General features: G+C 42.7%; 16 protein-coding genes. 5 read left to right on the top strand and 11 right to left on the bottom strand.

Annotated elements, in window-relative coordinates:
• Window positions 1-230 precede the first annotated feature (230 nt).
• Together VLA57_RS09280 and ppk2 are read left to right on the top strand one after the other, a co-directional pair.
• Entirely contained in the window at window positions 231-1847 is a 1617-nt protein-coding gene (locus VLA57_RS09280; protein ID WP_133104158.1) for an acetyl-CoA C-acetyltransferase, read from the top strand.
• 281 nt (window positions 1848-2128) lie between these two features.
• A complete protein-coding gene (ppk2, locus tag VLA57_RS09275) occupies window positions 2129-3142 on the top strand; it encodes a polyphosphate kinase 2 (RefSeq protein WP_011513404.1) in 1014 nt (337 codons plus the stop codon).
• A gap of 48 nt (window positions 3143-3190) precedes the next feature.
• Here ppk2 and VLA57_RS09270 read toward each other — a convergent pair whose 3' ends face one another.
• The 10 genes from VLA57_RS09270 to rsmG form a co-directional block, all read right to left on the bottom strand.
• A complete protein-coding gene (locus VLA57_RS09270; protein ID WP_011513403.1) occupies window positions 3191-3538 on the bottom strand; it encodes a PilZ domain-containing protein in 348 nt (115 codons plus the stop codon).
• A gap of 138 nt (window positions 3539-3676) precedes the next feature.
• Window positions 3677-4795: a DNA polymerase III subunit delta' gene (locus VLA57_RS09265; protein WP_133104157.1), complete on the bottom strand. Its 1119-nt coding sequence runs from the start codon at window positions 4793-4795 to the stop codon at window positions 3677-3679.
• Between the two features lie 142 nt (window positions 4796-4937).
• Window positions 4938-5744: a 3-deoxy-manno-octulosonate cytidylyltransferase gene (kdsB, locus tag VLA57_RS09260; protein WP_133104156.1), complete on the bottom strand. Its 807-nt coding sequence runs from the start codon at window positions 5742-5744 to the stop codon at window positions 4938-4940.
• Between the two features lie 48 nt (window positions 5745-5792).
• Entirely contained in the window at window positions 5793-6911 is a 1119-nt protein-coding gene (lpxK, locus tag VLA57_RS09255; RefSeq protein ID WP_133104155.1) for a tetraacyldisaccharide 4'-kinase, read from the bottom strand.
• Window positions 6908-8710 (bottom strand): lipid A export permease/ATP-binding protein MsbA, encoded by a 1803-nt coding sequence (gene msbA, locus VLA57_RS09250; RefSeq protein ID WP_133104154.1) that lies wholly within the window; start codon window positions 8708-8710, stop codon window positions 6908-6910. The genes lpxK and msbA overlap by 4 nt, the downstream gene beginning before the upstream one ends.
• A gap of 136 nt (window positions 8711-8846) precedes the next feature.
• Window positions 8847-9278, bottom strand: coding sequence for an ExbD/TolR family protein (locus VLA57_RS09245; RefSeq protein WP_020443268.1), 432 nt, complete (start codon window positions 9276-9278; stop codon window positions 8847-8849).
• Window positions 9279-9367: 89 nt separating this feature from the next.
• A complete protein-coding gene (locus VLA57_RS09240; protein ID WP_133104153.1) occupies window positions 9368-10102 on the bottom strand; it encodes a MotA/TolQ/ExbB proton channel family protein in 735 nt (244 codons plus the stop codon).
• 84 nt (window positions 10103-10186) lie between these two features.
• A complete protein-coding gene (locus VLA57_RS09235) occupies window positions 10187-11302 on the bottom strand; it encodes a ParB/RepB/Spo0J family partition protein (protein WP_133104152.1) in 1116 nt (371 codons plus the stop codon).
• A gap of 145 nt (window positions 11303-11447) precedes the next feature.
• Window positions 11448-12227, bottom strand: coding sequence for a ParA family protein (locus VLA57_RS09230; protein WP_133104151.1), 780 nt, complete (start codon window positions 12225-12227; stop codon window positions 11448-11450).
• Between the two features lie 127 nt (window positions 12228-12354).
• A complete protein-coding gene (gene rsmG, locus VLA57_RS09225) occupies window positions 12355-13071 on the bottom strand; it encodes a 16S rRNA (guanine(527)-N(7))-methyltransferase RsmG (RefSeq protein ID WP_133104150.1) in 717 nt (238 codons plus the stop codon).
• Between the two features lie 352 nt (window positions 13072-13423).
• On the opposite strand from rsmG, the gene VLA57_RS09220 reads away from it, so the two are divergent.
• The 3 genes from VLA57_RS09220 (at window position 13424) to VLA57_RS09210 (ending at window position 18372) form a co-directional block, all read left to right on the top strand.
• Window positions 13424-16363, top strand: a complete 2940-nt coding sequence (locus tag VLA57_RS09220; RefSeq protein WP_133104149.1) for an AAA family ATPase — start codon at window positions 13424-13426, stop codon at window positions 16361-16363.
• Window positions 16364-16482: 119 nt separating this feature from the next.
• A complete protein-coding gene (locus tag VLA57_RS09215) occupies window positions 16483-17619 on the top strand; it encodes a helix-turn-helix transcriptional regulator (RefSeq protein WP_133104148.1) in 1137 nt (378 codons plus the stop codon).
• An 87-nt stretch (window positions 17620-17706) separates the two neighbouring features.
• The gene (locus VLA57_RS09210) at window positions 17707-18372 is read left to right on the top strand and encodes a TerD family protein (protein WP_133104147.1); all 666 of its coding nucleotides are present in this window, start codon (window positions 17707-17709) and stop codon (window positions 18370-18372) included.
• A 256-nt stretch (window positions 18373-18628) separates the two neighbouring features.
• Here the strand turns inward: VLA57_RS09210 and VLA57_RS09205 are convergent, their stop codons facing one another.
• A complete protein-coding gene (locus VLA57_RS09205; RefSeq protein WP_020443260.1) occupies window positions 18629-19606 on the bottom strand; it encodes an ion transporter in 978 nt (325 codons plus the stop codon).
• Between the last annotated feature and the right edge of the window lie 381 nt (window positions 19607-19987).

The raw sequence follows: 19987 nt of genomic DNA, 5'->3' as shown, positions 1-19987 counted from the left end.
AACACTGCAATATCCATGGTTAAGCGTCACATCGTTTGCTAAAGATATACAGTAAGGTTATAAAAAGCGTCTTATGCTGTATGACAATAATGTGTAATATATATCGCAATAAATGGTAATACGTATCTAAAGTATTTTAGGTGTTTTTAGAATAAAGACTTCTATTATTTAAATATTTTTTTGATAACTTCCCTTTTCTATTTCTACCCATATTTTTTAAGGATAATATTATGAGTAACAAAAGCAATCACCCAGATAGTCCTGTTGTTGAGACCACCGTGGTAAAAGCCAGTGATGCTAAGAGCACCGATACTGCTGTAAAATCAGACATCACTGATGCTAAAAAAACAGATGCCAAAGCAGCAGAACCAAAAGCTGATAGCGCTAAAAAAGAAACCGTAGCAAAAGATAGTAAAACCACTGCTACGAAAGATGATAACGCAGCTAAAGAAAGTGCGGCAAAAAGTAACAGTGATAAAAAAGAAGCATCTAAAAAGGCTGACGCGACTCCTGCCAAGAAAACAAATACTGTGGCTAAAAAAGCAAGTACGACTAAGCTTAGCTCAGGTCAGAACCGTGTGGCTATCCTAGGTGGCAACCGTATCCCATTTGCTCGCTCAAACGGCTCATATGCTGATGTTAGCAACACGGATATGCTCACTGCTGCGTTAGATGGTTTGGTCGAGCGTTTTAACTTACAAGATGAAAAAATCGGTGAAGTCGTTGCTGGTGCAGTTATGAAACTGAGCCGCGATATCAACTTGACTCGTGAAGCGACATTAAATACTGCACTTAACCCACATACCCCAACGTATGATATCTCTCAAGCTTGCGGTACTGGCTTGCAAGCGACGTTTGCTTCTGCCAATAAAATCGCGCTTGGTATCATCGATTCAGCTATTACTGGCGGTGTTGATACTACTTCTGATGCGCCTATCGCAGTCGGTGATGGCTTACGTAAAGTATTGATTAAATTGGGTGCAGCTAAAGACAATAAACAACGCCTAAAAGCATTGATGGGTCTAAACCCGAAAGATTTACTTGATACGCCGCAAAATGGTGAGCCACGTACTGGTTTATCTATGGGCGACCATCAAGCGATCACTACGCTTGAATGGAACATCAGCCGTGAAGCGCAAGATGAGCTTGCCTTCAATAGTCATCAAAACCTAGCACGCGCTTATGACGAAGGTTTCTTTGATGATTTAATTACCCCATATAAAGGTCTGACCCGCGATAACAACTTGCGTCCAGATACCACTTTAGAGAAGCTAGCTAAGCTCAAGCCTGTTTTTGGTAAGAAGAATGCCAAGCCAACCATGACTGCAGCTAACTCTACCCCATTGACTGATGGCGCATCTTGTATCCTATTGGGTACTGATGAGTGGGCGGCAGCACATGGTCTAAAACCATTGGCTTATATCGTCCATCAAGAAACAGCGGCTGTTGATTTCATCGGTAAATCTGGTGATACAGAAGGCTTGCTCATGGCACCGGCCTATGCCGTACCGCGTATGCTTGAGCGTGCTGGTTTGACGCTACAAGATTTCGATTTTTATGAAATCCATGAAGCTTTTGCTTCACAAGTATTATCAACGCTTGCTGCATGGGAAGACGAGAAGTTCTGTGAAGAGCGTCTAGGTCTTGATGCGCCACTAGGCTCTATCGATCGTAGTAAGCTAAACGTCAACGGTTCATCACTTGCTGCAGGTCATCCATTTGCTGCAACCGGTGGTCGTATCCTAGCCACTGCTGCCAAACTATTAGATCAAAAAGGCTCAGGTCGTGCACTTATCTCTATTTGCGCCGCTGGCGGTCAAGGTGTGACCTGTATCTTAGAAAAATAGTGATATGTAAATATAACGTGTTAGACTGACTCAGTTTTAAAAATACCCTTTAATCTATTGATTAGAGGGTATTTTTTTATCTAAATAAATATTGGCTACTTTATTAACACAATAATGAAGCTTACTCTACTCATAGAATTGAGCGTGCTATGCTAAAGTAAAGATGGGTATAAAACAGAATAAAGATATTTGTAAAAACGACACTTATATCGACGTACTTTTGGATTTAATGGACTATAAGATAGTAACGGCATAATAAAAATATTTATCAGGAGCGCATCATGGGTAAAAAACCCTTAATAATTGACCCGACATCTTTAACCGAGCAAGAACGCAGTAAATTAACCACACCTGAGCAAGTGACATTCATAGAGCGTATGGATAAAGATCTTTTGAACGATGAGTTAAAACGCAAGATGCATCAAGACTTAATTGACAGTTACGATGAAGAGCTTGAGAATGAAATAGACGATTATGTACGCGATTTCCGGTTTGATGGTCGCGAGATGAGTGAGCAAGAGCGGTTAGATCGACGTACCTACTTTCAAGAGCTGGTACGTTTACAACGTGAGCTGATTAAACTGCAAGATTGGGTCGTTGATCGCGGTGAGCGCATTGTGGTGATATTCGAAGGACGTGATTCTGCGGGTAAAGGTGGGGCGATTAAACGTATCACCCAACGATTAAACCCCCGTGTTTGTCGAGTGGCTGCGCTACCTGCACCTACTGAACGTGAACAATCACAGTGGTATTTTCAGCGTTATGTGGCGCATTTACCTGCTGCAGGCGAGATTGTCTTATTCGATCGTAGCTGGTATAACCGCGTGGGCGTCGAGCGTGTCATGGGGTTTTGTACGGATGCGCAGTACGAAGAGTTTTTTCAATCAGTACCAGAGTTTGAGCGTATGCTGGTACGTTCGGGCATACGTTTGGTAAAATATTGGTTTTCAATTACTGATGATGAACAGCATTCTCGATTTATGAGCCGGATTCATGACCCACTGAAACAGTGGAAGCTGTCAGCGATGGATTTGCAATCACGGCGACGCTGGGAAGATTATACAAAAGCAAAAGAGACGATGTTTGAGCGTACGCACATTCCTGAAGCGCCTTGGTGGGTGGTTGAGGGCAATAATAAAAAACGTGCAAGGCTCAATTGTATTGCCCATTTACTTGAGCAAATTCCGTATAAAGAAGTGCCACGCGATGAGGTGGAGCTACCTGATCGTAAGCGTGATGATGAATATTATCGCGAGCCTATTCCTGATGATATGTATGTGCCGCCGCGCTACTAATTATTAGCATTCACACTATCTAAAAAATATTGCTCATAAATATTAAAACTACATAGTATAAGTAGCCTGCAAACTGTCGATCTTACCTGCCAATAGACGCTCAACTTCGTTCTTTATTCTTAATCCCGTAATGTCCGTGCCCATTTGGACTGCAAAACCTACTGGTCGACCACTTTGAGCTTTAGAATTAATCCAAACTACCTTGCCGTTCATAGGCAAACGCTCGCTAGAATTGGGCAAAGTAACAGCAATAAAAACTTCGTCACCCAGTTTTTGCGCTCGATCAGACGGCACGAACAATGCCCCATTGGTAACAAAGGACAGATAGCTTGCATATAGCATATCTATGTTTTCAATATGACAGGTTAAAATCCCACCACGTCCTGGCATTGCCATAGTCAGCTCCCTTTATCCATGAGGTTTACAGTATTTTTTCACACAGGGTTATCTTGTATAGTATTAGAGTATAAATACTGATAATAAGTTTAGTGGCATACACTGATATGCGAGAGTATCTTTAAGCCTTGTTGTCTATTACAAGCAAGCCAAATCTTGCATCAGCTTATCATAGGCGAATTTTTCTTGCACGTTTTGTTGCAGCGCAATTTTTGTCTGTTGTAAGCTATGCGCAAACACCTCTAACCCACTATCAATAGGTTGATAATCATTTAAATTGATTAAAAAATTAATGTCTTTTTGCTGCGCTTCAAAGCCCAAACCAACACGGCGGATATCGATTATCATGAGTTCAGACAGCTGGATAAATTCGACAATACCAAGCTGGGTTTGCCAATAATCACTTGCCGCCACGCTACTGCGCTTACCGCTACGTAATGCCTGCCATGTTGTCAGCCATAGCGCGCGCTTGCTATACCACGGTGCCTGAGCCAGTGCCACAGCTGCTAAAGGCGCACCATTTGCTAACTGGATAAGCTGCTCAATGGCATCTGTACCAACTGCTTCACGATGAACATTGCTGCCCAATGCTTTAGTCACATAGTCCACTGCGACAGCAGGGTCAATCGTCTGTAATGCCAATTGCTGAACGCGGCTTCTAATCGTTGGGAGCAGCTGCGCAGGGGCATCACTAATCAGAAATAAATGGACTTGGGCTTGGGGTTCTTCCAAGGTTTTAAGTAGCGCATTGGCGGCGGCAATGGTCATTTTCTCAGCATGATCTAATACACAAATACGCATTCCCTGCCCGCCTTGATAAATAAAAGGCTGCAAGGCACGAATATCATCCACCTTTATTTTTAATGATGCGTTACTAGCTGTCTTAGCAGATTTTTTATCTTTTGTACTATTAGTTAACGCTTCTTTTTGAGCGCTACTATCAGCATTGACTGGCAGGCTAACTAGCGGTAGCACTTGTAAGCTTGGATGCGTACCTGATCTAAGCCATTGACAGCTCTCACAATGACCGCAAGCGCCGAGTGGATGCTCATCACGCGCGCGGCATAATAACCATGCCACCAATCGCCATACAAAAGCGCGCTTGCCCATGCCTTGCATACCAGCTGCTAACAGCGCATGAGGTAGAGATTGCTGCGGCGCTAGTACCCGCATTGTCAGCTGCGACCAAAGTTCGTATTGCCATGGCAATAGTGGCGCAAAATACATATCATCTGTCATATTTGTCAGCTCACTCATGGCACTCACTTAATATCTTTCAATTAAAAATCTGTGTTAGAGCATAATTTCTAAGAGTAATTTGGAATAAAAATAATGCTATAAAATTTAATTAAAACTATTTTAATAGAAACTGTATTTTTATTGCTTAGGCTATTCTACATTAATAATCTTGGAAATCTGTCAAACTCATGGCATTTAAACGATCCAAATCTTCTTGCGTATCGACACCTGCAGGTAATGAGCAGGCAGCTTTAGCAATGGCGATATGTCCACCATTTTCCAACACACGTAATTGCTCTAAGCTTTCTAGTATTTCAAGCGGCGTTTGTGACCAGTGAACAAATTGCTGTAGCAAACTGACACGATAAGCATATAAGCCTAGATGACGATAGGCATTTTTTGGCGGCTGTTTATTATTCTCACTGGTTAATACAACGTCACGATTACAAGGAATCGGCGCGCGACTAAAATAAAGTGCGCGCTGTTGGTCATTGGACTTCTGACTGACCACTTTAACGACGGATGGGCGCATAAAGGTATCATAGTCCTCGATTGGCTCACACAAAGTGGCCATGACGCTCTCTGCATCTTGTACCAATAATGTTTTAACTTGCTCTAACAATAATGGCGGTACTAGTGGTTCGTCACCTTGCATATTAACCACTATATCATGGGCAGCCCAGCCTTTGATGGCAGCTACTTCAGCCAAACGGTCCGTGCCTGAAGCATGTTCACTGCTTGTCATCACCACATCAAAACCTGCATCTAGACAAATTTTTGCAATCGATTCATCATCGGTTGCAATACACATATCATCGGCAAAATCCGCCAATCGTGCTTTTTCAGCCACCCAAATTATCATGGGCTTGCCATGAATGGTTAATAATGGCTTGTTAGGTAGACGCGTACTTTTTAAACGTGCAGGAATGACGATATGAGTTTTGACGGGCATAAGGGCTGATGACATAATCTGTTCCTATAAAACCTTTTAAATCTTTATATGATAAACGCTATATTATTGCTTTCTCATGCTTATATCGATGTCCAAGGTTTGCAATTGCTGTTGTAAACTCTCGTAACAACTGTCTGACAATACTGCGGTCACTGGCAATACCCATAATCTGCTGACCAGCTCTTTATACTCATCACTCAGCGCTTGATTAATAATTGCTTGCATTATCGAAGTTCTTATTTTCACGGCATCTTTACTGGTGACAATAATAGGATGGTCAGTATACTGCAACAGTTCATCCAGACTAAAGTCATAATGATCAGGATAAGGATGCGGAATAACTTCAAAACCAAGCGCATTTAAAGTATCAAAAAAACGCTGAGGATACCCAATGCCGCTCACCGTATGTACCTGACTGCCTTTCTCAGGTGCCATGGCTACTACGGCTAAATTATCCATCTGATTATTAGATGACCACAACAGTTCTAAATCATCTGGTTGTAAATGCATCGTTAAATGCTCAGTTAGAAGGGTATTATGATCAGATTTATTGTATATCGATGATGCGTCTGGCTTGTGATGATAAATGACATTAGCACCCTTTAATCGTGAAATGGGTTCACGTAAAAATCCTGTCGGTAGCAACTGTTTATTCCCAAACCCTCTCGCCGCATCTACCACAACCCATTCAATATCACGTTGCAGCGCATAGTGTTGCAAACCATCATCAGCTATAATCAGCTGTAGATCTGGATAAGCCTCTAGCAAAATAGCAATCGCTAGCTGACGATTAGGAGATACGGCCATGGCTGTCCCTGTCGTATTAACAATGAGACATGGCTCATCACCGACCACATTAGGGAGGCTCTCTGTAGTAACCAATGCTGGCATCTGGCTGCTATCACCGCCATAACCTCGACTGATAACCCCTACTTTAATGCCTTGCTGCTGCAAATGTCGAACCAAAGCAATAATTAATGGTGTCTTTCCGCTACCACCCACCGTGATATTACCAATCACCATAACTGGAATAGGCGCACGGTAACTGGAAAAAATACCTGCTTTATAAGCTTGGCGGCGCAGTACCATCAACAGTGCATACAGCCAACTTACTGGCAACAGTAGCCAAAGCCAAGCCGCTTCACGTTGCCATGCACGTGTTATTATCGTTTCAATATTCATAATGATTCAAAATCACGCGCATACATCTGCGCATAATGACCATGCAATTGCATCAGCTGAGTATGGGTACCAAGCTCAACAATCTGACCACCATCTAGTACAGCAATACGGTCAGCGGACTCAATCGTCGTTAATCGATGTGCAATAACCAGTGTCGTGCGATTCTTCATAATATTATCGAGCGCTTTTTGTATATAATATTCTGACTCATTATCTAAAGCACTAGTAGCTTCATCCAATATCAAAATTGGCGCATCTTTTAGCAGAGCACGTGCAATCGATAGACGCTGACGCTGACCGCCAGAGAGTTGTAAACCTTCAGCACCGATTTCACTTTGATAGCCATTTGGCATTTGCATAATGAAATCATGAGCAAAGGCATCTTTTGCTGCTTGCTCAACTTCAGCTGGGGTTTTATGAGCCAAACTGCCATAAGCAATATTATTAAACACAGTGGTATTAAACAGTACCACTTGCTGATTGACCATCGCAATCTGGGCACGTAAGCTTTCAAGCTTAATGTCTTCAATGGGCATACCATCGAGCGTAATCTGCCCTGAAGAAGTGGTTAACGTGCGTGTGAGCAAATTGACTAAAGATGATTTACCCGCGCCACTACGTCCAACGAGCGCTACTGTCTCGCCTGCACGTATATCCAAATTAAAGTCGTGTAGTGCCACAGTTGAATCTGGATAAACCAAGCCGACATTATCCAGTTTAATCTCACCTGCCAAGGTAGGGCTAAGCACACCAGTATCTGCTTCTTCCGGCTCATCTAGTAAAGCAAATATCGATTCACCAGCCGCCAGCCCTCTCTGTAACTGTTGATTGACATCCGTCAATGAGCGTACTGGCTTACTTAAAAGACCTGCTGCTGCGATATAAGAGATAAACTGACCTGCTGAGATATCGTCTATCACCGCAGGGCGTAATGCTAGCCAAACCACGACTGCCATTGCCATTGCCATCAATAACTGTACTGCTGGGGTATTGATACTATTGGTCACAACAACCTTCATGCCTTGGCGCAGGTTTTTCTTAGACGTCACATCAAAGCGCTTAGACTCGTATACTTGTCCGCCATAGTTTTTGACCACTTGATAACCATTGATGACTTCATTGGTGATATGACTGACATCACCCATCGTTTCTTGAATACCCTTGGAAAGCTTCAAATAACGCTTTGAGGCAACCCGGATAAGCCATAAAATCGGTGGCAGCACAACGAATAAAATCAGAGTCAAACGCCAGTTGCTATAAAGCAAAAAGCCCATCAAGGCAACCACGGTCAGACCGTCACGTAATAATGTTTTCATCGAATCGGTGCTAGCAGCGGTCACCTGCTCAACATCAAAAATAAGCTTAGACGAAATCGTCCCTGCCGGATTGGCCAAATAGAATGAACTTGGCAAACGCAGTAACTTATTAAACACCTCTACGCGCAGCTCATAGACCAAGTTTCGCGATACCAATGCCGTGTAGTAATTACCCAAAAAGCTACCCACACCGCGCACAAAGAACAACATCACAATAATAAACGGAAATAAATCTTGCTTACTTTGATCGTTCTGATTGATAGCATCAGTGATGTATTGCAAGAGTTTGGCAATCCAAATCTCGGTGGCGGCATTAATAGCAAAACCGATAATGGTGAGTAATATTGCCCACCAGTATGGTTTTAAATAAGCCAGTAAACGCATGAGCGTCTTGCGTTTAGGCGGATTTAAGGTCACCACTGTTGGTGCTACTGGTGTTTTAGCAGAAGTTTTTGTAGAGTCAGGTTGGTAAGCTTGGCTCATAAAAGCCTCAATATAGGTATAAGAACGAGAGTGAATGGCACTGATAAAGCAGTAACTTGCAATGATGTATATAGCCATAAAAAAGAGTGATGGTGCTTAATACTGAAAACACGCTATAAGCCAAGCTTATTCAGATTTATTGCGGTAACGCTTGACCAAGTGGTACCACGGTACTAATGTTTATATTTAAAAAGCCCAATTTACCAGCGATATCCATCACTCTTACCACTGATTGATGTGTGGCATTGGCATCAGCGGCAATCACAAATAGCATATCACGATTACTGCCCGCCTCTTGCTGCAACATACTGGTGAGTTCAGCTTCATTGCTGCTGGCAAGGGTAATACCATTGACCAAATAGCTGCCATCTTCTTGCACGGCTACCTCAATACTGTTTTTATCGTCGGTCAGTGCCACACCTTCCGCTTCAGGCAAAATAATATTTAAGCGGCTAAAGTGATTGAACGAGGTTGCTAGTAGCAAAAACACGATTAAAAATAATAAACAATCAATCATCGGGGTCAGATTAATTTCAAGCGGCTCAACGGTTGGTTTTCTAAAGCGCATGTCACTCTCTTCAATAGTCGTGATATTCGATACTAATCTGACCAATATAGCGTTTTCACAATGCCATTATGGCGCTGCTAAAAACATAACTATAGAGTGGCCGTTGCCGTTTTATCTAAATCAAATCCGTCAATTGAGTGCTGATCTCTTATGCTAGCATCTACTGCAGCATGAGTAACTTGCTTAGATGTATTAGGAATATGGGTGTTTTCTAACAATTGATAATCGTACAACTCTTGAACCATCAATCCTGCTTGGGTTTCAAATTGCGCATTGATATCGATGATACGGCGCTGAAAATAGCGATAGGCTACCAACGCTGGGATGGCAACTATCATGCCAGCCGCAGTCGTAATCAGAGCTTGCGACACCCCTGCAGCAAGCATCGTTGGGTCTTGCATCGCACCATCAGTAATCGCTAAGAACGATGAGATAATACCCAGTACTGTACCCAACAGGCCTAGTAAAGGGGCAATCGCTCCGATAGTACCAAGCATATTGATGTTTTTTTCTAATTGATGGACTTGTACGCTGGCACGATTTTGCATATGCATCGTCATCGACTCTAAGCCGTATTGACGATAGAGCAAACCCGTTGCTAGGATATCACCTAGCGCAGTCTTTTCTTTGACATTCATCAGCTGCGTACGACCAATGTCACCATTTTCACGAAGGCGAGTAATCAGCTGCTCACGCAATCTATTTGGGGCAACCTTGTTAAACTGTAAGGTATGGCTACGCTCAATAATAATCACTAATGCTAAAATAGAGCACAATACAATAGGTGTCATCAGCCAACCACCCGCTTTTACCAACTCCCACATATCAACTCTCTTTTATATTTTGATAAAAATAGCGGTCATCAAGATTATTTAAATAAGCATTAGATTAAATACACACGCAATATTTTAAGCCTGTGCTTCCATATGCTTAATTAAAGCGGCTAATTGATCTTGACTGTGGAAGAATATCTCAACACTACCCTGCCCGTCTTTTTTGTGCTTAAGTTTCACTTCAGCCCCAAGCATATCTGTTAGTCGCTGCGTCAAACGCTCGACATCACGAGATTGCACTTGTTCGGTGCGACTGGCTTTTGGCGCTGGATGCAAAATAGATTTAACAAGCTTTTCAGCTTCACGTACCGTCATACCACCATCGATGATTTTTTGAGCGATGATAGGCTGCTGCTCAGATGATAACGCTAAAAGCGTACGCGCATGACCCATATCTAAGGCGCTAGTAGCTAGATGATCTTTGACCGTGTCGTGCAACTGGTTTAAGCGCAGAAGGTTTGATACGGTAGTACGTGCTTTACCCACGACTTCAGCAATCATAGCGTGACTCATACCAAATTCAGTATGAAAACGCTGTAATGCTGCTGCTTGCTCAATCACGGATAGATCTTCACGCTGGATATTTTCAATTAATGCGAGGGCAATCGCCAGCTCATCTGACAAAGCACGCTCAATCGCTGGAATGACTGACTTGCCTGCCATTTTCGCCGCACGCCAGCGGCGTTCACCGGCGATGATCTCGTGCGTAACAAAAGCTTCGCTTTTATCTTCTGTGGCGAGTAATGGACGAATAACAATAGGCTGCATGACACCATGCTGTTCGATAGAAGATGCCAATTCTGCCAGTGCCGTTTCACTCATGTCACGACGCGGTTGATACTTACCAGCCTGCAAACGGGTAACATCGATTTGCACCAAACTGATTTGGTCTTCAGATCCGTTACTTTCACTCACGTTTACACGATTGCCATTGGCAGTATTTTTACTTATTGTGCGCGGTGTACGAGCTTTACGTTGATTGGCATCTTTTGACTCAGAAGCGGCAGTAGATTTTGCATTAGCGGCAGTTTTGACCGTCGCTTTTGTCTCTATTGGATCAGCTGGTAAAGCATGCTCGCGCACAGCTATATCGTCTTGCAAGGCAGAGGCGGTGATTTGCTTTTCTTTTTTGATTGACCCTAATAAGGCGTCTAAACCTCGATTGGCAGCCAACCCTCTTTTCTTCGCCATGATTACCTATCCTCTAACGCTAAAATAAAAGCCAAATGTTTTAAATTCAATAATAAATACGATGTGCACAATTTTTTTATCTGGCTGATTACTCCAGTGATCCATTATTTTTTATAATCGATCATTTTCTCTTATAACCACATAACTATCGACTTTGTTTCATGACTTCAGCGGCCAATTTCTGATAAGCACGTGCGCCCTTTGACCATCTCTCATAAGCAATAACCGGTAGACCATGCGCAGGCGCTTCAGCCAAACGGATATTTCTTGGAATGATGGTTTGATACATGATCTCACCAAAGTGCGCTTCCAGCTCAGCAGACACATCACGGGCGAGCGTATTGCGTGCATCAAATAATGTTCTGACCACACCGCGAATATATAACTTAGGGTTCAACTCTGTTAAACGCTCTATCGTTTGAGACAAATCCGCCAAGCCTTCTAGTGCATAATACTCGCATTGCATCGGAATAATAACGCTATCAGTCGCTACCAACGCATTAATTGTCAATAAATTTAAACTGGGCGCGCAATCTATAATCACATAATCATAGGCAAGTTTTTGTGCCGCTTTTTGAGCTTCAACTAAATCTGCCATTGCCGTTTTAAATAACTCATGGCTGTTGGTTTTGCTCATCAAAGTGATGTCCATACCCGCCAAATCACGATTGGCACCGATGACATCGAATCCTGCCGGACTGTTAACAATAGCGTCAGATAAAGCCACCCCATCAAGGAGCACATCTGCTATCGTCAGTGCCAACTCATTCTTATCGACACCCGTACCACTGGTCGCATTACCCTGTGGGTCTAAGTCAATGAGCAGTACGTGCTTGCGTTTGGCAGCCAAGCTGGCGGTCAAATTTACCGCCGTTGTGGTCTTACCCACGCCGCCTTTTTGATTCGCAATCGCTATGATTTCCATACACTCACTCAATTTAATTAGGATCTGTTACTAATTTTATTAACACGCGCTTTCGCTAAAAACATAAACATGAGCACAGCATTTACCATAAAAAAGATAGTTTCATGGTAAATGCTGTGCTCATAGCTTAGACATTTTTATAAGACAATTCAATTAAATGACGACTATCATGTAAACGTGGCACGTTTAATTTAATGGTCTTAAACTGCCAATCGTTACTTAAAGCGTCTAACTCTTCTTCACTTGGCGCTTTGCCTTTCATCGCACATAGATAGCCATTATCTGCCAATCGCGGCTCGGCAACTGCAACAAAATCTATCAAACTGGCAAATGCTCGAGAAGTAATCACATCATAGCTTGCCTCGTGCGCTTCAATGCGCGATGCGATAGGCTGCATATTACTCAAACCAAGCTCACTGCTCACTTGCTTAATAAAGCGGATTTTTTTCTGATTGCTATCAAGCGCTGTACATGAGCGCTCAGGCTGACAAATAGCAATAATCACTGCCGGCAAACCGGCACCCGTACCAATATCGAGCAGCGACCCCGAGGGTAAATGGGTTATAATAGCCAAACAATCGATAACATGTTTGATAAGTGCTTCTACCGGATCAATAATCGCGGTCAGATTATACGCTTTATTCCATAATAAAAGCTGGTCTAAATACAATAATAAGCTGCGCTGCTGCTGGGCATTCAATGTTAGACCCAACTCGTCTATTGCTTGCGCTAAGATATTCGCCAATGTCGGTAATTGTGCGCCAAGCTTTACAAAGCCTGTCGGATCAATATGAATATTACCCATGTTAGCAGAGGATAAAGAAGCTTTAGTGGAGTCTGACATACAAGGGTTTATCCGTTTTTGACATGTGAACCGTCTATTTTATCATGCAGGCTGCTTATTGAATAGTTGCAGATTGCGCCAATGTGCGTCATCTTATACTATCTACGGCTATACTGAGCTGTTATTCTTCTTTAACTGTTCTACTATTATCGTTTTATAATTACTATTAGTAAACTTTTATTGGCTAAGGCATAATCGCCTATGATACAAAATTGCGCTCAATGATTGCTTCAAAAAACAGCGATATCTTGTAAGATGTTCTATTACTATAAATGCTAATGTATTCATTGCCCCATCAAAAAAACCAAAATCAATCATCATTTAATACTTTTAAGCGACTGACCCTATTCCTATGACAGAACAGACAAACATACCCCTGAATAAAGACCAACAAGACATTAGCGATAATACCGCAGAGGCTATGATGCCTATTAGTGACTCAAGTAACAAGCATCCCCATAAAGAGCCCTCAGCCAATAAGGAATCATTGGATAAGAATTCCTTAGATAAAAAGAAATTGGATAAAAGCTTAAAACGTAAAAAAACGGTCCGTAAGTCGGTAGAAAAAGAAAATAACCCTAACGCTACTGATGCGCCTATTACACCTCACCCTATATTCATAGAAGTCAGTCAGCGCTGCCTCGTCGCGACAAACCAGCTTAAGCGCTATAGTAAACCCAGTCTGCTGCCAGCCGATACTCGTAGCGCACCCGATTTAGATATTGGTTTTGGGCAACAGCGGGCGCTTAAGGCATTGCATACGGCACTCGATATTCATGCTAGTGGCTATCATGTGTTTGCGGCTGGCGAGAATGGTTTGGGTAAACGTACGGTGATTAGTCGCTTGCTCAGTCTTATCGCAGCCGATGCACCGACGCCGGATGATTGGGTATATGTACACAACTTCACTGACCCACGGACGCCACTGGCACTGCGCTTACCTGCTGGTCAGGCCGCTGTCTTGCAACACCAAGTCAATACTTTGTGGCAACAAGCCAAAAAACGGCTGAGTCAACGCTTTCGCAGCGATCAGTATCAAAGCAAGATAGAAGCCATCAAAAATGACACACATCAAAAGGAAAGTCATGCCTATGATGTGCTCAATGCTGAGGGCAAGCAGTATGATCTAGCGTTAACGTTTCGGCCGTTTGATAATAAAGCCGTTTTTGTTCATCCAAGCCAGCTTGCAACAGAAACGAGCGATATGGATGATAAAGAAAACAAACTCTCTAATAGTCATAAAAACAATACCCTTATCAATGACAATAAGGAAGCGGCGACCGCTAGCACCGATGAGAGTGATGTTAAGGCTAATGATAGTTCATATAGCAGCGAATATGAAACTGAGCTAAATAATTTCGCTCAAAAAAATCATATGCAAAAACGTCTGAGTCAGCTGACGATTGCTTTAGAGCAATTAGAAGATGAAGCCAATGATGCCATCGAGTCGCTACATCGCAATATTGCCAAGCGAGCACTACAGCCGTTATTTACCCCTATTTATGAGCAGTTCAGTGCTCAACCACTGGTCGTTGAGTATCTAAAAGTAGTCTTTGCCGATATGGTTACTCATGTCGAGCGTATCGTTAATGGAGATGATGAAGAGTTTGTAACGGCATTGCTCGCCACGACGCCTAGTAGATATGCGGTCAATGTTATTAGCAGTCATGAGCCTGATAGTGGTGCGCCCGTTATCTTTGAAGACTTGCCTACTCACTTAAATTTATTAGGTCATGTAGAGCAGATCACTCAATTAGGTACGGTTACGACCGATGTCAGCATGATTCGTGCCGGCGCTTTACATCGCGCTAATGGAGGTTACTTACTGCTTGAAGCCAGTCATCTGCTTGAACATCCTTATGCATGGCAAGGTCTTAAGCGTGCATTACAGTCTCGTAAAATTAAACTCTCAAGTCTTGAACAAATGCTGACCTTAACAGGTAGCTTATCCTTATCGCCTGCGCCCATTGATCTTGATATAAAGGTCATTTTATTGGGTGAAGCTGATTTGTATTACGAATTACTGGAGCTTGAGCCAGAGTTTGATGCAGTATTTAAGGTACGTGCTGACTTCCACGATGATGTAGTGCGCACTCATGAGCACGAACTCGCGTTGGTCGGAAAGATGGCAGACATCATCGATTACGCCAATCTTTATCCATTTGATAGAAGGGCACAAGCTGCTCTACTTGAGCATTTAAGTCTGCAAGCAGAAGACCAAGACCGTCTAAGTCTGCACAGTGATTTGCTTATTAAGCTGTTGCATGAATCCAATCGCCATGCGCGTTTGGGCGGACAGGATATCGTCAGTGCCAAACATGTGGTACAAGCTATTGAAGATATGGATGAGCGCTCAGGATATTTGCGCGACCTCTATTGGGATGAGCTCAAAAACGGTCAGCAGCTTATTCAAACTCAAGGAGAGGCAGTTGGGCAAGTCAACGCCTTAACAGTGGTAAGCTATGCCGATAGTGAGTTTGGCATGCCTGCCCGTCTCACAGCGGTCATTCAGCCAAATATCGGTACGGGTGAAATCCTAGATATCGAGCGCGATGTTGATTTGGGCGGTAGCTTGCACGCCAAAGGTATGCTGATTATGACGAGCTACTTACGAGCGTTATTTAGTCAGCACCATGCGCTAAATTTTAGTGCCTCACTGGCTTTTGAGCAAAGCTATGCACATATTGATGGTGATAGCGCGACTGTCAGCGAGGGCTGTGCCCTATTATCTGCCTTAGCAAACGTACCGATCAATCAATCTCTTGCGATTACAGGTTCTATGAATCAGCTTGGTGAAGTACAAGCCGTCGGCGGCATCAATTCCAAGATTGCAGGTTTCTTTGATGCGTGCCGCGAGCAAGAATTGACTGGACAGCAAGGCGTGGTCATTCCTATGGCAAACGTCAAACAGCTTATGCTGCGCGACGATATCATTACCGCTGTCAAAGCTGGTAGCTTTCATATATATGGGGTGCACACGCTCAGTGAAGCGCTCACATTAATGACGGGATTACCTGTCGATACAGTGAATAAGAAAAGTCGCTACCGTAAAGAGACGCTGTTCGGTAAAGTCTTAAGTCGTTTGATGCTATGGGATGAAAACCAAAACACAGATGATGATATTGACGATAAAAAATCAAAAAAGAAAGCCAAAAAGAAACGCCAAGCCAAACGCCAAAAAAAAGAAGATAAGAATAAAGTCTCTAAGAAAGAAAAGGCTATTAAAGAACAGCTTATTAAAGGGGACAATGACACCATCATAGAAGAAGTTATTATAGATGAAGCACGCTAGATATTAGGGTGCTCTCTGCAATGCTATATAATAACCATCTGCCGATGTCCTTTCATGCTCATACTAATGTGAATAACCCGCTGACTTTATAATCGTGACATTACAAAGGTTATCTTTTCATGACTGTATCTCATACCGACATTGCTCATACTGACAACGATAATCGCGACACTCAACAGGCTACTGATGAGCAAGCAAACGCTGTTGCACTTTCAGACAATAAAGCCGCTGATGATGCAGCCGATAGTCGTCATGGCGCTGCGACAACAGCGCGGCAGTGGCAAGTGTTGTCGCAATTACAACGTAATCGCTGGGTCGGCACCACTCATGTCTACGAGCAGCTGATACTGGCAGGTTTTGATATCAGTTTGCGCACAGTACAGCGCGACTTAAACGCCCTTGCCAAACGTTTTCCTATCGAAAAAAATAACGCCAATCCACAAGGTTGGCGCTGGGAAGACGATGCGCCGCTACAAAGCTTGCCGCATATGAATCTATCACAAGCGGTTGCCTTTAATATGGTGGAAGCCAATCTAAGCCAGCTGCTACCGCCAGTTATTTTAGATGAGTTATTTCCTTGGTTTGATTTGGCACGTCGCCAACTTAAAAACAGCAAAGTAACCCATTCATGGATTGATAGGGTTCGTATTGAACCCGCGACCCAGCCTTTGATTGCGCCACATATTGATTTGGACAGTAAAGATAATATTTATCATGCTTTATTTTATCAATTACAAATCAAAGCCAGCTATACCCGTAGCAACAAATCCCAAGCCAGCGAATATACCTTAAACCCTATTGCCATTATCCAACGCGGGGTGGTTATTTATCTGCTCGCGACCCGCACTGATGATAGCGAAACTATCATTCGCACCTTTGCCCTACATCGATTTGCCAGTGTTGAGATATTAGAGAGCGCAGCAAAAACGCCTGATAATTTTCAGCTAGATAACTATCTGGACGCAGGTGGTATGGGCTTTAGCCACCCCTTATTCCGCCAACTGCCCAATCATGGCAAATATACAGCGATTGAGCTACAATTTACCAAACAAGCAGGCAAAAGCTTAACAGAAAGTAAGCTCAGTGATGACCAAATTGTTATTATCAACAACGATGAAACCTTAACCATACAAGCAACGGTGAATCTAACTTCTCAGCTGGTTTGGTGGTTACGAGGTTTTGGTAATGGGCTGCTAAACGCCAAACCAGAGCTACTTTATCAAGCGGTATTAGATAAAGTAGTGGAAGATATCTAATTTTTTACGCCATTCTTACAAGCACTTTTATAGCTTCTACATCTACCTAATTCATTCATAAAAAAACCAAGTATCAAAAGGATTATTATGTCGACCACTACCCCATCGCCACTACTTTCAGACAGCTTAAGAGGGTTGGGGTTGGACGCAGGAACTTTGTTTTTTGGTCTCAATTATGAATTTACCAAGGTTGAGCAGACAGGCTTATTTAAAAAATTGAAGAAGCGTTTTAATAAAAATGCAAACTCCATGGATCTTGATTTGGCTTGCGTGTTATATGATGACAACTGCACCATCAGCGATATTGTTTGGTTTAAACAGCTGCGCGACAAAGCCGAATCGATATGCCATCAAGGCGATAGTTTGAATGGTAAAGACCGCGGCGACCAAGCGATGTATCTTGCACCGCTTGATCAAGAGCAAATCAGACTATATCTGGATGAAATCCCTGCTCATATCACGCATATTGCTTTGATTGCCAACTCCTATTACGGACAACCTTTTACCAGAGTTAAAAAAGGCGAGATTCATCTCAGTGATGATGAAGGTAACCGCTCTTTTGAGGTCAATTTAAAGCAGCTGCCACGTGATTGCGTGACGCTGTGGGTCGCCCATTTGCGCCGAGAAGTAGATGACTGGCATCTAACGTTACAGAACCTGCCACTCCCTGTAACAGATTTGGCAATAGCGGCGCAACAAGTGGCGCATGAATTGGCTCGTGCCCTACCGATCCCGCAAGCCATCTATGGCTAAAAGGATGTGCCGCGCTTAATTAAAAATGGTCAATCGCTATACAAAGCCATTGACCATTTTTTATTTTATATATAGGCGATTCGATACAGAAGAAAGCCTGTGATAACTGGCATAGTTAAAATATCTTAAAAACGCTACAGTACTGCTGGTATAAATTTTTTGCAGCCTCTGTCTGCGTAGGCACAGCAAGCAAGAAAAATTAATATCAGCAGTACTTGATGTATCAATATTACTTTTCCCTGACTCTAGTCCTTTACTATAAGCGCTCACCGCAATGTGGACAAAAATTCTTTTGCTGCACGTCTCTTTCACGGCGCTCAAGTTCTTGCTCACGCAGCACTTGCAGCACAATATCCTGCGCTTGCTCTTTATCTAAGCCAAGCTCGCGGCGAATTTTTTCAATCATCATTTGATTTTGCACCAAATCAAAATCACTATCAATCAGCTGTCCCCTGAAATCCTGCTCAAGCTCTTCACGGCGCTGACTGAGCTCATTTGCCAAACCAGTTGCCAAAATACCAGCAGGTAACGCTGCTAAACCAACGCCCAATATAGTAATGATAGCGCCTAATATTTTGCCAGCATTGGTAATCGGCGTCACATCACCATAACCTACCGTTGTTAGAGTAACTACCGCCCACCACATGGCTTTTGGTATCGATTCAAACTCCTCTGGCTGTGCATGATTTTCTACTAGATAGATACCACTAGAAGCGGTCACAATCATAATTATTAAGATAAAAATAACCGCTTGGAAGGAACCTTTTTCCTTACTAATAACCACCAACAAAATACGCAATGAGGCAAAATAACGAGTCAATTTAAGAATACGAAACAAACGTAAAATACGCAAGAAACGCAAGTCTATACTGACAAAGAAGTTCAAAAACGCAGGTACAATGGCAATCAAATCAATCAATGCAGATGGACTTCTTAGCCAATCCCAGCGCTGTCGCCATGTAGTATTGCTTGGCTTGGCTTCAGCAACGCTCCATATGCGAAGCAAATATTCAATAGAAAATATCACAATAGAAAAATTTTCAAACCACGTAAAGTATTCTTGATAAGGGTAGTACCAAGTATCAACAGACTCTGCAATCACCGCAGTGACATTTGCCATAATCAAAAAAATAAGGAAATAATCAACACAGCGACTAAAGAGCGTATCATGCTCATCGTTTTGCAAAATATTATAGACAAAAAGACGCAAGCGCCGTATAGATTGAAATAGCATGCCGTCCCTATGCGGTGTAACACCGAGCTTGGATGAACAAAAAAGCCGTTATGAGAGTCTGATTATACTAACTTTGTATAATAAATATAGACAACCAAGACCAATATGATAGCAACGGCGAAAAACGCTATGCGCAATAACCGCTCTTCAGCGCGCCACTCATGACTACGTTTTTGGGCAGGTAACAAGGATAAGCCACAGATCGGGCAACAAGAATCTATTTGGTCTAACACTATCAATGAGAGAGCGTTGTCACAGCGCAGTGGAGAATTACTACAGTAGCCAAGCATAATAGATAACCGATCCCTTTATAAAATAATGGCATATCAATAATAGCAAAAACCTACAATCAAAATAGGTTATGCCATAAACTTTAACGTA

Source organism: Psychrobacter sp. S4(2024) (assembly GCF_036861305.1).
GTDB lineage: Bacteria > Pseudomonadota > Gammaproteobacteria > Pseudomonadales > Moraxellaceae > Psychrobacter > Psychrobacter cryohalolentis.
This window is presented reverse-complemented; position numbering and strand designations above follow the sequence as displayed.